Genomic DNA, 13,258 nt, shown 5'->3' with positions numbered 1-13,258 from the left:
GTCTTCCGAAAACAACAAAACAAGCAGGAATGCGAACAGTCGGACGGACATTGCGTCTCCTCTCCTCTAACGAATGAGCATCCAATAATGGCAGCATTCCGAGTGTCGTCGGCCGCCGTATGCAGCTTGCAGTGAACCAGTCCAAAGCTCCTGCGCTGGGCCGCAAAAAGCACCGATACTTCGGTCGTGACCGAAGCATAGCCTCCGGGAACCTGCCATAAGGACCCATCGCCATCGGAGCCCAAATCATGACATCCTATCCGCAATCGAGAACAACCGCTTTTTTCGGCTGGCATGTGGTTGCCGCGACCTTCGTGCTGGCGGTCTTTGGCTGGGGTGTCGGTTTTTACGGACCACCGATCTACCTCCAGATGGTAGTCCAGCGAACAGGATGGTCCGTCGCGCTCGTCTCGGCCGCCGTGACACTGCACTTTCTGGTCGGTGCGGTCGTCGTCGCAAACCTGCCTCGACTTTATCGACTTGCCGGGGTCGCCGCGGTCACCACCGCCGGCGCAGTACTTCTGGCCATCGGCGTCGTCGGTTGGTCTATCGCCAGCCGACCCTGGAACCTGTTTGCCGCAGCGGTCTTGAGCGGAGCGGGCTGGGTGGCGATGGGCGCGGCAGCAGTGAATGCCATCATCGCACTTTGGTTCGTCCAGAGGCGCCCGGCAGCACTGTCCATGGCCTACAATGGGGCGAGCGTAGGGGGCGTCGTCTTCTCGCCCCTCTGGGTTATGCTTATCGCCGCAAGTGGATTTGCGCAGGCAGCCGTCATAGTCGGCATCTCCATGGTCCTCGTCGTCGGCGCCCTGTCGGTTGTCGCCTTTTCCAAATCACCCGATGCTCTCGGCCAATATCCAGACGGAGTTGGCCCACAGGGAGGGGAGAGCGCTCCGTTGTCCGCTGCGCCGACAGTACGCGCGTCGCTGTGGCGCGATCGTCGTTTCCTCACACTTGCTGTCGGTATGGCGGCCGGGCTGTTTGCGCAGATCGGACTGCTCGCCCACCTTTTTTCGATCATGGTTCCGGTCTTTGGACCGCAGGCGGCGGGCCTGCTTATGGGCGGCGCTACTGTCGCCGCGATCGTCGGACGAACAGCCCTCGGCTGGTTGATGCCCGCTTCGGCGGACCGCCGTTTGATCGCGTCCGCAAGCTATGGCGTCCAGATCCTCGGTTCCCTGCTACTTTTGGCCACCGACGCAGGCAGCCCTGCCGGGGCGGTCATTGGCATCCTGCTTTTCGGTCTTGGCATCGGCAACGCAACGTCGCTCCCGCCGCTCATCGCACAGGTGGAATTCGCCAAGAGCGATGTCTCTCGCGTGGTGCCGGTGATCGTGGCTATCAGCCAAGCGACGTATGCCTTCGCGCCCGCGCTGTTCGGCATCGCCCGAACAATCTCAGACCCCGTGTTGTTTATAATGGCGGCTGCAGTCCAGTGCCTGGCCGTTGTTGCGTTTCTGGCCGGTCGTCAGAGACGGCCATAATGAACAATGGCTCGAACTGGCGGGGCATCGACAGGGAAGACCTCATATTGGCGCATGACATAAATAACCGTCCGGCCTGCAGGGGTAGCCTGCTTGCTGGAAAGACTAGAAAGCCGGCGGCCAAGTATGGCGACCGGTTTGGAGTTCCGGTACACGCTGGACGATGAAAAATGATGAGGTTACAAATTGCCCGTTTTAGAAGTGACGCTGGACCCAAACGAAGATGACCGCAAGGCGATCCTTGATCCTCTGCTCGCCTTCAATGATCTGAAGGCTGGCGACGATCATTACCAGCCGCTGGCCATTTTTCTACGGGACGATGAGGGCGAGATCCGCGGGGGCTTGTGGGCGAAATGCTATTATCACTGGCTGTTCGTCGAGCTACTTTTCGTGCCCGAAATCATGAGAGGCCAACAGCTCGGAACAAAACTTCTGGCCAAGGCGGAACAGTGGGCAAACGAACAGAGTTGCGTCGGAATCTGGCTCGACACCTTCAGCTTTCAGGCTCCAGGCTTCGATGTTTGGCAGTGACGGCAGGATCATGTTGATCGGCAGGACCGCCCAGGCCGACAGCATTTCATGGCTTATCAGGCGAGGTGGCGCTGAAACCGTGCTATCAAACAATCAGCCTATCACGTGGAGCGAAACATGCTGAAGACGGACACCCGCCAGGCCAACTGGCGACGGGCCAATCCCGGCAAATACGAAGCCCATCTCGCGGTTCAGCGAGCCCTAAAGGCAGGAGAGATTGATAGGCAAACTTGTGAAGTTTGCGGTGTTGAAGCCGTCGACGCCCATCACGATCAATACGAGGAGCCTCTGGACGTCCGATGGCTGTGCCGTCGGCATCACACCCGGCTCCATCACTACGGTGAAGACATGTTTCCAGTCAGGGAATGCCGTTGAACGAATACCCGAGACATCTGTCTTTCGCTCGAAATGGCGTGGGTCAGCGGGAGGCGAGGTGAATCTGCTCGCGGATCCATTGCTGGCCTTGATGCCCGTGCGTCCGTTCGTGCCATATGAACTCGAGCTGAAACCGCTCTGCAAGCCACGGAACGTCTATCCATGCGACTTCAGCTAAGCGGCCCCGCATCAGGCGGCGCGGCACCATTGCGACGAGATCGCTGCTGGCGACGATGCTTGGCACTACGAGGAATGAGGCGGCAGACGCTACAACGGCGCGGGAGTGACCGAGGGCTTCCAGGGTAACATCCACAGGCGAAGAAAATGCGCCGCCAGAAGGCGAGACGATCACCTGTTCAAGCTGGGCGAACCCGGCTGCGGTCGCCCCCTCGGCGATCCGTGGGTGCCCGGGGCGGCCGATCAGAATATAGCTTTCCTCAAACAGATACTGGGTACGCAGGTGAGCCTGCCCGGCATCCGGTGTGGCGATGGCGAAATCGATATCACCATCCGCCAGTTGGCGCGCTACGCTGGCTGGAGCGAGGCGGTGTACGGCGAGCCGGATTTTCGGAGCCTTTTCGCGTAGCGTCACGATCAGAGGCGCCACCACCACGGCTTCGACGTAGTCGGTGCAGGCGATCGAGATGGTCAGCTCGGCTGTTGCGGGAGAAAAGCTTTCATGGCCCTGGAGTGTGCCGCGAAGCTGATCCAGCGAGGCTCGAAGGGGTCCAATCAGCTCAAGGGCCTTGGCGGTCGCCACCATGCCACGATGGGCCGGCACGAGCAGGGGATCATTGAACAGGTCGCGAAGGCGGTTCAGTTGCGCGCTGAGCGCCGGCTGGCTCATATGTAGCCGGGCTGCGGCCCTCGTGACGTTGCGCTCGACAAGCAGAGCTTCGAGACTGACGAGCAGGTTGAGATCGACACGTTTCATATCCATGTGCTGGATAGTAACGCATAAATCAATCGATTTCACATATGGCTGACAAATTGCGATTTTCATCTCCCGGGAGCGCGTGATGCGCTGCTCCAAGAAAGTGATGGAGATACACATGTCGATCAATCAAAAGCCTACCATTGTCGTCGCAGGCAGCCTGAGCAAGCAGGGCCGGAGCGTAGTAGAGTCGTTATTGGGGAGTGGACGATATCACGTGCGTGCGCTGACAAGTCGTCCAGACTCACATGCGGCCCGCAAGCTGGCCGAGCAGGGCGCTGAACTCATCGCCGCGCCGCTTGCGATCAACAACAGGGGTGAATTTGTGAAAGCGTTCCGGGGAGCGCAGGGCGCCTTCCTGATGACGCCAGTCGTCGCCCCTCCAGAAATCTACGAGTTCGATATCGGTAGGGATCTGGCCGATGCTGCTGTCGAAGCAGGTGTGAAGCACATCGTCTTCAGCACACTGGAAAACGTGGATGAGATTACTGGAGGTTCGAAGTTCGCGCCGCATTTTACGGACAAGGCGCGCGTCAAGGCTTACATCCAGGATCTTCCCGTTCGCAGTTCGTTCATCGAGCTGGCGTTCTTCTACACCAACCTTCTCGAATATTATACGCCGCGTAAGGAGGGCGACACGCTCGTCTTTCCCATTTATCTGCCGGAGCATTTCCGAGCACCTTTCGTCGATCCGCTGACGGCGACAGGGCCAGCCGTTCTTGAAATCTTCGCCCGCCCCGAAACCTATGCCGGGCAAACGCTCCCGATCATCGGCGACATCCTATCACCTGCCGAGATGATCGAGACCTTCAAGCGCGTCACGGGCCGGAAGGCTGTGTATGCATCCGCCTACACCCCTGAGGAACTGGTTCGTCATTTTCCGGAGTTCGGCGGAAATCCCGAGCTCGTTCGAGAAAACATCGGCATGGCGGAATACGCAGTCGAATACGGATATTTCCGGAAAGACCGGGATCTCTCGTGGAGCAGGCGGATCAATTCCTCCAGTCTCACCTGGGAGCAGTTCCTGATCAAGACCGGTTGGGATGGCGAGAAAAGGGCTTTTGGTCTCAGCTCGTAAACCTCGGTCGCTCGTCGTCGTTTAGTCGCACGTCGAGCGCGGGAACCTTTATCAGCAAAGGGGATTTTCGAACAGAAAGGTCGATCTAGAAATCCCGCAAAAAGCATCCGATGTTCACAGGCTTCGAGCTCACAACCATCCAAACATCACGCGGCCAGATCCGGCTGAGGAAGGGAGGGGAGGGGCCACCCGTCCTTCTCCTTCATGGACATCCGCGGACACACATGACCTGGGGACAGGTGGCGGATCGGCTGGCGCCGTCGCTAACGGTAATTTGCCCGGACCTCCCAGGCTTCGGGCAGTCATATATCCCGCCTGACGCGCCGGACAGCCGGCACTCGTCAAAGCGAGAGAAGGCCGCTGCTCTCGTCGAACTCATGGGTCGCCTCGGCTATGACCGCTTTTCGGTCGTCGGCCATGACCGTGGCAGCTACCCGGCGTTTCGAATGGCGATGGATTGGCCAGAGGTGATCCAGCGTCTGATCGTCGTCGACTGCCTGCCGATCATCGAGCATCTGGAACGCGCTGACTGGAAATTTGCGCGTGACTGGTATCACTGGTTCTTTTTCGCCCAACCCGAAAAACCGGAGCGGGCGATCCTCGCCGACCCTCTGGCATGGTATGGGCTGACATCCGATCTGATGGGTTCGGACGCTTATGCCGACTTGTTGATCGCCATCCGAGATCCGGACGTCGTCCATGGGATGGTGGAAGATTATCGGGCGGGCATCCGGATCGATCACGAACACGATCGGGCCGACCGCGATGCTGGCAGGAAAGTGCGATGTCCAATGCTTTGCCTCTGGTCGACGCGCGACGACCTGGAGCAGATCTACGGCAGCCCATTGGCCATCTGGCACAACTGGGCGACCGACGTGCAAGGATTTGGAATCGACAGCGGTCATCACGTTGCGGAAGAAAACCCCGAAGATCTGGCGGCAGCTATCCTCTCATATCTGTCGTGAATGCCGCGAGGCGCCAGGGCATGACGTACCGCATGCTCTTGGTCATCGAGGGCCTTGAAACCAGGGATGACTGGCGATTCAGTGCACCGGCTCCCGACCTGTGAACACGACGTAGCAGAGAGCGGCTACCGCGATCGCTGCTCCAGTGATTGCAAAGATCAAACGGTAGATCGTCAGTACCGGCAAGGACAGTCCTGCGATCTCACCATAAACGGCGGACGCCGCTGAGACACCGAGAAAGACGAGCGTGTTGAGTGCTCCTAGCACTAAACCGCGCTTGCCCGGTGGAATAAGGGTTTGAGCTTCCGTCATCACCAGCGGATGCACGTTTCCCATGGCATAGAGAACGGCCAAACCCGCGCAGGCTGAGAGAAAGCTTAAACCCGGGGCAAAGGCGAGGAGGACAGCACAGGCCACCCCGACAACGTAAGTACATATCACAATCGAGCTTGCGGAGACCCGTACAAGACAAACAGGCAGCATGAAGCCGGTTACAATGCCAACGATACTAACAGCGGTAAGCATCGTTCCCACCGCCGCATCCGGACCGAACAACGAGGTGATATACGGCGTGGCCCATGCGTTTCGGAACGTGCCGCCAAGCGAGAGGGTGAAGCACACCGGCACGAGATAGAGCAGGGGCACCAGAGACCAACGACTTTGATCGGGATCACTTTCATCCGCGCTCGCCGGCGTTGGTCCGAGCGCAAGAGCAATCGCTGCAGCGCTGCCCGCCATTACGGCCGCTGCCAGCCAGCAAGCAGGGCGCCAGCCGAATGCGTCGACGAACCACGTAAGGGGAGCCGCGGAAAGCAGCGCGCCGGTCGAGCCCGCGGCGCTGACAGTGGCGGAGAGCCGACCAGCCTTCTGGGGTTCGTTCGTACGCCCGAGATAATAAAGTACCCCCATAAAAATTGGGGCGCAGCCAATGCCGATGAAGGATTGTCCGGCGATCGCCAACCAGTAGCCCGGCGAGAGCGCGACGACGGCCGCCCCCGTGGCTCCGAGCATCATCATCGCCGCCATGGGAGCACGCACGCCCCACCTGTCGAACGCTATGCCGACCGGGATCTGCAGGATTGAAAACGATGCGAAGAATGCCGAGGCGAGCCAGCCGAATTGTTCTGCAGACAGTGACAGGTCCGTGGACAGAGCCGGACCGACGACGCCAAAATAGCTGCGGAAGTACATGCTCAGCAGAAAGGCGACGGCCAGAACGGGCAAAGCAAGGACGTTCATCTGCATCCCACGAAAAGAGCCCGGCGCGTCGGCCGGGCTGCGATCACTACGTTTTGCGAGCTTGGTGTCGGCGGAGGGCGGCGCTGGTAGCCTCCACGCCGATGACCACTTCCCCTAAACGCTACTTGTTCATGTCCTTGGCCATCATCAGGTGGTGTTCGAGGGCGGGACGGGTCTTTGCTGCCCAAGCTTTCAGCTCGGTGTTTTCGCCCTCGTCGCCGTAGCGCTTGAACAGGTCAACCGCGTCTTCATGGACATCTTCCTGATCGGAGTGGTATTGCTTGGTGAAGTCATCGCCGTTGAGCTTCTTCAGGTCGTCGAGCATGCTCTGCTGAGCCGAACTCATCGCGGTCGGGATGGTGGCATTCACCTTCCCGCCAGAAACTAGCGCCTTCAGGTCGTCGGACGTCTTCGTATGGTCGGCGATCATCTGCTGCGCGAAGGCTTTCGTCGCAGCGTCCTGCGAGCGCTCGACCGCAAGCTTGCTCGACTCGATTTCGAACATGTCGCTGCTAGCTGCTTCGGTGATGAAGTCTCCGGTTTTCGGCGCAATGCCCATGACGGAGTTGACGCCGGTCTTTTCCGCGGCGGTCTGAGCAAGCACGGGGGAAGCGAGCATGAGGGAGAGGCCGGCGAAGGCTAGGATGGATTTCATCTGGGTGCTCCTGTGGGGCTAGGGTTGTGCACCGTAAACTAAAGTGTCGCCTGATCGTTCCTGCGCCTGCCGGCTTTCCTCCGCTTCACAGCTCGGAAGCTGGCGATCGAGCTGGTCGGTGCGCCTTCGACCGGTTCATTCTTCTTCTCTCCGTCCTGCCTTCATCCTGTTCGAACGAGGAGGATTGAGCTGGATGAGGAGCGCCGACGAGGCGAGTTGATGGTTTCGCTTCGAAAAGCTCACCAGCCAAGCGACCGCGCGGAATATGTCCCGCCCTATCCAGGTTTTGAGACACTCTTTCATGTCAATTTGGAAGCAGCGCCTCGTGACGCCCATATTAAATGGCCGGATTCTATCGATCAGCTCCCCGGCGAGGGTGATGCGCAATTTCGACTGTTCTCGGCGATGGAGACGGCGCTGCGACGCCTCGACACCGTACGGAATGATTTTGATGTCGTTCTCGTGCATTTCCCCGACAGTTGGTCTTTCGCCACAAGGGGCAAGCACTTTGACGCTCACGACGCTCTAAAAGCGCTTGGCGCGAAATACAATATTCCTACACAGGTGATAAACGACAGGGTATTCTAATTCTCCCACGCGGCCTCGCGCTCGTGGCGATTGGCGATAGCGCTCTACGTCAAAGCAGCAGGAACGCCGTGGAAGCTTGCACCTTTAAAGGGCGTCCCCGCTGACACTGCCTATATCGGTCTTGCCTAAGCTCTGCGCGGCAATCAACGCGATGCGCACTATGTCACATGCTGCTCCCAAGTCTTCGACATGGATGGCGGTGGAATGCAGTTCGTTGCGTTCGAGGCGAACGACCCGGTGGCGGATATCGCGGAGGCACGGCGGAACCCGTTTCTTAGCCGCGACGACATGCGAGCGGTTCTGGCTCGAAGCCTTGCGCTATACCAAGGCCGGAATGGCGGCATTCTTCCCAAGCGCCTGGCGATCCACAAGACGACAGCTTTCAAACAGGCGGAAATCGATGGTGCCTTTGATGCGTTGGCTGGTGTAGCCGAAATCGAGTGTATCGAAGTAAGCCCTGCCTCCTGTTGGAGAGGGGTTTGGCTTATTGAATCTCGACGATCTAACTCTCCGACCCAGCCATCCGGCTATCCCGTGCCGAGGGGGACCGTTGTCATCAGATCCGGAACGTCAGCCCTTGTCTGGGTGGCTGGCAACGCTCCTGAAGTGTCCAGTAAAGGCGACTATTACCAGGGGAAGAAGAGCATTCCAAAGCCGCTCCAGCTGATCAGACACGCCGGCAGCGGATCATTGGAGCTCTCGGCTCATGAGGCGCTCGCGTTGACGAAGATGGACTGGAACAACGATGCCCTCTACGATCCTGTTCCGGTGAGCATCCGATATTCGCAGCGTCTTGCCCGTACGATAGCGAATGTCCCCGATTTGCCGAGGAACGTGTACCCCTACCGGCTCTTCATGTAATCGGGGATCTTAAGGCATCATCTAAAGCGCCCCCAAGCTCGCTTCGTCTCCGAGCAAGTCAGTTGATTTCGTGCTTTTCAACACACACAGAAATCCGTTTCGTTCAGTTTCACTTATCATGTTTGGAAAGCCGCTTGTAACGCGGATAAACAAACATGATTGCTGCTCCACGAGAAAACTATGTTGAAATGTCCGCATGAAGAGCGGATAATGCGCTATGATTCACGATCAGCGATCCGCCTTGTCATCTCACATAAACGGCCTGCTATCTGCTGGCAGAGTGGTATTTACAGCTCAAGAAGCGGAGCACGGGCTCGGGTTAAACCGCGGCGCATTTCTTGATGCGGCTGAACGCCTGCAACGCCGTAAAGCGCTAATAAGGTTGCGACAGGGGTTCTATGTTGCCGTGCCTCCACAATTCGCCTCTTGGGGCTCGCCGCCTCCGTCGTGGTACATTGACGCTCTGATGCGGCATGAACAGCGGCCCTATTATGTCGGTCTTTTGAAAGCGGCAGAACTTCATGGCGCGACACACCAGGCCGTCATGGAATTCCAGGTTGTTACCGGTAAGCGAATGCCGAAGATCAAGGCGGGTCGCAATTTGATTGTCTTCTATTTCCGCAAGGATATAGCGAGGGTGGAAGCGGGAATCGAAAATCGCAAAACAGATACGGGAACGATGAAGATATCGTCGCCGGCACTCACTGCGCTTGATCTCCTCCGGTATCCGCAGGCTTCGGGGGGGCTGGACAATGTTGCAACCGTCCTTGCGGACCTCGGCGAGAAAATCTCACCTGATCAACTTGCGGTCCTCTCCGATATGACCGAGCGCCCGGTCGTGCAGCGTCTCGGTTATTTGCTGGACCGGCTCGGCCACCTTGATCGAACAGGCTTGATGCATACGGCCTTGATAGCCCGAGGCCCTCCAGCATGGACCGAACTCGATCGGCAAGAGATACGTGACCCGGATTTCACGCGTGAGCCGCAGGAGAGGGATGATCGTTGGCAAGTGATTGTCCGCCGCACGCCTGAGGTGGACGAATGATTCCTAGTCAGAATATTGTTGCCTGGAGCAACGTTGTTCCTTGGGCGGATCAGCGGCAAGTGGAGCAAGACCTCATTATCAGCCGGGCTCTAGTCGACATCTTCAACGACAAGATGCTTGGCACCGAGCTGCGTTTCCGCGGCGGCACAGCTCTCAACAAGCTCCACTTCCCAAAGCCGCTTCGCTACTCTGAAGACATCGATCTCGTCCGGACATCTTCAGGTCCGATAGGCCCGATCCTCGATCAATTGCGCGTCGTTCTCGAACCCTGGCTCGGCCGAGCGAATTTTGATCAGAGCCCGGTCGCTCCCAAGTTTCGTTTCCGTGTGGAAGCAGAAGACGGCAGCGGCGTGCCTATCCGGCTGAAAGTTGAAATCAACACGCGCGAAATTGAAGCTTTTGACCCCCCACAGACTCTGGCACTACGGGTTGACAACCCATGGTTCTCAGGCGAGGCAGGAATACCGACCTTCTCGCGCGAGGAGATGTTGGCGACGAAGTTGCGGGCGCTTCTACAACGCGACAAAGGCCGCGATCTCTACGATCTTTCCCATGCGCTCGAGGCGTTTGACGGGCTGAATGTGAAACGCGTCGCCGCTTTGTTTGGCCAGTATCTGGGGTTAGCAGGCCAATCGATATCACGTGCTCAGGCAGAAGAGCGGATGTTCGCGAAGCTGGCAAACCCGCGTCTATTGATCGACATGAAGCCGCTGCTTCCGATTGAGCAGGCAGAAGAATTATCTGAAGAAGCCACCAAGCATGCGTTTGTTCGGGTGTTTGAAGAGATGATCGTTAAGATTGCCGGCGATCCATGGATACGTACGTCAGAGATGAAAGAGCGTTTCAGACTTTAGCTCTGCCAGCTAAGCTACAACGGGTCGCACCTGATTTCGTGCTACGCTTGGACAACCTCGGCCTCTCACGGGCGAGGTCGGTCGAATTGATGTTCTTGTCGAAATGGGCACCGAGGAATTGTTTCATGAACTCGGAGTGTGGCCGGAAATTGCCGGCTATCTTGAAGCTGCCATTGCCAACCCAGAAATTCCGGCAGATCAGCGGTTGAAGGGTCTGGATGCACTGGCTTTTGCCGATATTAAGCTTAAATCCCACCGCGCATTGGCTTGGCTCGATCAAATGGATGGCCTTATTGCCGAGCATCATCTCGGCAACGAGGAACAACTTCGCGTCGGAATGAAACGGATGGTTGTTCTCGCTTCTGAGGGAAATCGCCGCAGCGTAGCGGCATTGATTGCTCGATTGGCTCCAGTCGTGCAGGGAATGCCCGCAGCTCACAAGCGCATCTTCTCTTACAATGTCGCTATAGCCGAAACAGCATTGGGAGACGCAGAGCCAGCCATTCGCAGGCTGGACCGGTTGGTGGCGGATTACTATGAGATTATTGGTCTCACACCTCGCGAGGTGATGGGCAACAATTCGCCGCAACTGGCTAAGATGGTGAAGCAAGGCGCCAACGTCGAGGATATCAAGCATCTCGCAGACTCTCTAGATGCTCTAGCAAAAGCACATGATGTGGCAGGCTCGGTCGCGCATTTGCCCGAATCCACGCTCTGAAGTTTTACGAATTAGCACGAGCGCCGCATTCCTTGTTCCGCGTGGGGCAGGACCTCGCTGATGAATTCGTTGGGCGGAACGATTTCCTCGGAGCAAAGCAGGTCATGGAAACAATCCTGTTACCGCAACTTCAGCAGTGGAAACTGGCGGACTTTTTGATCTCGGTCCGTTCCCACTATGCGGTGATTTTGGCCTATTGCGGTGAGTTCGATAAGGCTGAACGGCAAATGCAGCAGCTTGCGCCCTATGCCGGCGGTCTAATGCCGATGCAGAAGAAGGAACTGAGTGATCAGCAAAATATTATCAAGGAGCTTCGTCGATTTGGCCCGCCGCCGCAATGGAAAGCCCCGCCAGTAGATGTGGTAAGGCGCTTTGCTGACAAACTGATGCTCGGGGATAGCCCCATGCCGCACCGAGAAATCAAGCTTCCTAAGGTTGGCCGCAATGATCGTTGCCCATGTGGCTCAATGAAAAAATACAAGCATTGTCATGGAAAGCTCGATTGATTGGGGGAGTTATCCGCGCCTCATTCATGCAAGCCGGTTATAACGACCTTCCCAAATAACCCGCCGGCCTCCATCCGGCGATGGGCGTCCTAGTTAGCCGTAATCGGATATACCGCTCCGATGACCGGCGTAAGCTGTTGGCCAATCCTCGACAGCACTTGTTCCTTGAACCTGCGGATCATCGCTATTTTCTCCGGCCGTGCTCTCGATTTTATGACCGTTCCGATAAGCCGCAGGGGTTGTGAAGAATGAGGTCGAGAGGAATGATGGCGTTGTCGTCGCGTCCCAGCACGCCGACTTGGACAAGCCTACCGCCAGGCACCAGACTGCGGATGTTTCGAGAAAGGTTGGACCTGCAGACCGATAAAGACGATCGAGCAACGATTAATCAGAAATGAAATCAATGGTAAGTGACCTGCATTTGCAGGTCGAAGGTTCAAACCCCTTCAAGGCGTACGATTTGAACGCCCACTCCAACACGCCTCCGCTCACTCTCCTCGGTAGCTGGCGAATCCCCTCCGAATTTCCGAAATGGACGGCTGTAAGTTCCGGATTGGACGAAGTTGCAAACCGAATTGGACGGATGCAAACTCCGACCTGGACGCAGCGGCAATCGTAGAATTTGGTAGCGGTCAGGAGGAAAAATAGATTGAAAGGGGAAAGTCCTTCCGACCTCCTTTATCCGAGAGGCACAGCTTGACCGGCGTCTCCGCAAGCGCCCGTGCCATGAGGCTGTCGAAATTCGTGGTCCAGACCAGACGGAACAGATTATTCTTCGCGAGGCGCGCTGCTTAGCTTCGCGGCCTAGATATAGCGCTGGAAGAACGAGCGGCGATCCTCGACGCGCGGATAGCCGCGGTCGATGTAGAAGCTATACTCGCCCTCATCGCCGGAGCATGGAAAGCCGAGCTGCGTATCGAGCTAGTCTTGAATGCATTGCTGCACCATGCCGAGCGAGAGCTCGCCGAAATTCTGCTCCCTCCCCGCGAAGAGTTTCAGGGCCGCTCGAATTGCCGCCAAGCCCTGAGGCAAGCGGTGAAGATATGGAAGCCCTGGCATCTGACCTGTGCGCTTTGAAGACACACGTAAGTGACGCCGAGAGGAATTTTGCCTATATTGCATTGATAGATGGAGGCCGACATGCCGAGCATAGCGAACGAGAATAGTGAGCGTATGAGTTTGAGGGTGCCTGCCACGGCCAAGGCTAAGCTCCTGCGCGCCGCAGCACTTCGTAATACCGATCTGACGAATTTCGTAACCCAATCCGCACTGAGAGAAGCAGAAGCTATTATCGAGGAAGCGGAAACGATCAGAGTGTCAAAGCGCGATCATCTTCGCATTCTTGAGCTTCTGGAAAATCCGCCCAAACCCAACGCCAAGCTGCGCGCGGCAATCGCCGGTTTGCCTGACAGCCTATGACGACTT

Annotated in this window: 15 protein-coding genes; 12 read left to right on the top strand and 3 right to left on the bottom strand. The window is 57.4% G+C overall.

Annotation, left to right across the window (positions count from 1 at the left end):
* The first annotated feature begins 248 nt into the window (after positions 1-248).
* From AC1DJO_RS26905 to AC1DJO_RS26895, 3 genes are all read left to right on the top strand, one after another.
* A complete protein-coding gene (locus AC1DJO_RS26905) occupies positions 249-1,484 on the top strand; it encodes an MFS transporter (protein WP_477973871.1) in 1,236 nt (411 codons plus the stop codon).
* A gap of 186 nt (positions 1,485-1,670) precedes the next feature.
* Complete coding sequence (locus AC1DJO_RS26900) at positions 1,671-2,015, top strand: GNAT family N-acetyltransferase (RefSeq protein ID WP_477973869.1); 345 nt, start codon at positions 1,671-1,673, stop codon at positions 2,013-2,015.
* Between the two features lie 117 nt (positions 2,016-2,132).
* Positions 2,133-2,390 (top strand): hypothetical protein, encoded by a 258-nt coding sequence (locus AC1DJO_RS26895; RefSeq protein WP_112445825.1) that lies wholly within the window; start codon positions 2,133-2,135, stop codon positions 2,388-2,390.
* Between the two features lie 43 nt (positions 2,391-2,433).
* Here AC1DJO_RS26895 and AC1DJO_RS26890 read toward each other — a convergent pair whose 3' ends face one another.
* Positions 2,434-3,444, bottom strand: coding sequence for a LysR family transcriptional regulator (locus tag AC1DJO_RS26890; RefSeq protein WP_477973899.1), 1,011 nt, complete (start codon positions 3,442-3,444; stop codon positions 2,434-2,436).
* Here AC1DJO_RS26890 and AC1DJO_RS26885 point away from each other — a divergent pair.
* Both AC1DJO_RS26885 and AC1DJO_RS26880 read left to right on the top strand, forming a co-directional pair.
* The gene (locus AC1DJO_RS26885) at positions 3,443-4,402 is read left to right on the top strand and encodes an NmrA/HSCARG family protein (RefSeq protein ID WP_477973866.1); all 960 of its coding nucleotides are present in this window, start codon (positions 3,443-3,445) and stop codon (positions 4,400-4,402) included. The two genes, AC1DJO_RS26890 and AC1DJO_RS26885, sit on opposite strands and share 2 nt — an antisense overlap.
* Before the next feature lie 110 nt (positions 4,403-4,512).
* Positions 4,513-5,367 carry an alpha/beta fold hydrolase gene (locus AC1DJO_RS26880; RefSeq protein WP_112445823.1) on the top strand — a complete coding sequence of 285 codons (855 nt, stop codon included), beginning with the start codon at positions 4,513-4,515 and terminating at the stop codon, positions 5,365-5,367.
* A 78-nt stretch (positions 5,368-5,445) separates the two neighbouring features.
* Here AC1DJO_RS26880 and AC1DJO_RS26875 read toward each other — a convergent pair whose 3' ends face one another.
* On the bottom strand, positions 5,446-6,606 hold the full coding sequence (locus tag AC1DJO_RS26875) for an MFS transporter (RefSeq protein ID WP_477973864.1): 1,161 nt from the start codon (positions 6,604-6,606) through the stop codon (positions 5,446-5,448).
* Between the two features lie 121 nt (positions 6,607-6,727).
* Positions 6,728-7,261, bottom strand: coding sequence for a DUF4142 domain-containing protein (locus AC1DJO_RS26870; RefSeq protein ID WP_477973862.1), 534 nt, complete (start codon positions 7,259-7,261; stop codon positions 6,728-6,730).
* Positions 7,262-7,480: 219 nt separating this feature from the next.
* Here AC1DJO_RS26870 and AC1DJO_RS26865 point away from each other — a divergent pair, with 219 nt between their 5' ends.
* From AC1DJO_RS26865 to AC1DJO_RS26835, 7 genes are all read left to right on the top strand, one after another.
* Positions 7,481-7,849, top strand: a complete 369-nt coding sequence (locus AC1DJO_RS26865; RefSeq protein WP_477973860.1) for a hypothetical protein — start codon at positions 7,481-7,483, stop codon at positions 7,847-7,849.
* 204 nt (positions 7,850-8,053) lie between these two features.
* Complete coding sequence (locus AC1DJO_RS26860; RefSeq protein ID WP_477973858.1) at positions 8,054-8,710, top strand: argonaute/piwi family protein; 657 nt, start codon at positions 8,054-8,056, stop codon at positions 8,708-8,710.
* 217 nt (positions 8,711-8,927) lie between these two features.
* The gene (locus AC1DJO_RS26855) at positions 8,928-9,755 is read left to right on the top strand and encodes a type IV toxin-antitoxin system AbiEi family antitoxin domain-containing protein (RefSeq protein ID WP_112445819.1); all 828 of its coding nucleotides are present in this window, start codon (positions 8,928-8,930) and stop codon (positions 9,753-9,755) included.
* Positions 9,752-10,609, top strand: a complete 858-nt coding sequence (locus tag AC1DJO_RS26850; RefSeq protein WP_477973856.1) for a nucleotidyl transferase AbiEii/AbiGii toxin family protein — start codon at positions 9,752-9,754, stop codon at positions 10,607-10,609. Before AC1DJO_RS26855 ends, AC1DJO_RS26850 begins: the two co-directional genes overlap by 4 nt.
* Positions 10,610-10,712: 103 nt before the next feature.
* Positions 10,713-11,327, top strand: a complete 615-nt coding sequence (locus tag AC1DJO_RS26845) for a hypothetical protein (RefSeq protein ID WP_477973854.1) — start codon at positions 10,713-10,715, stop codon at positions 11,325-11,327.
* 104 nt (positions 11,328-11,431) lie between these two features.
* Positions 11,432-11,833, top strand: coding sequence for an SEC-C metal-binding domain-containing protein (locus AC1DJO_RS26840; RefSeq protein ID WP_442208016.1), 402 nt, complete (start codon positions 11,432-11,434; stop codon positions 11,831-11,833).
* Between the two features lie 1,140 nt (positions 11,834-12,973).
* Positions 12,974-13,252, top strand: a complete 279-nt coding sequence (locus tag AC1DJO_RS26835) for a type II toxin-antitoxin system TacA family antitoxin (protein ID WP_148194292.1) — start codon at positions 12,974-12,976, stop codon at positions 13,250-13,252.
* Positions 13,253-13,258 lie beyond the last annotated feature (6 nt).

The organism is Rhizobium sp. 05N430 (genome assembly GCF_056396985.1).
This window is presented reverse-complemented; position numbering and strand designations above follow the sequence as displayed.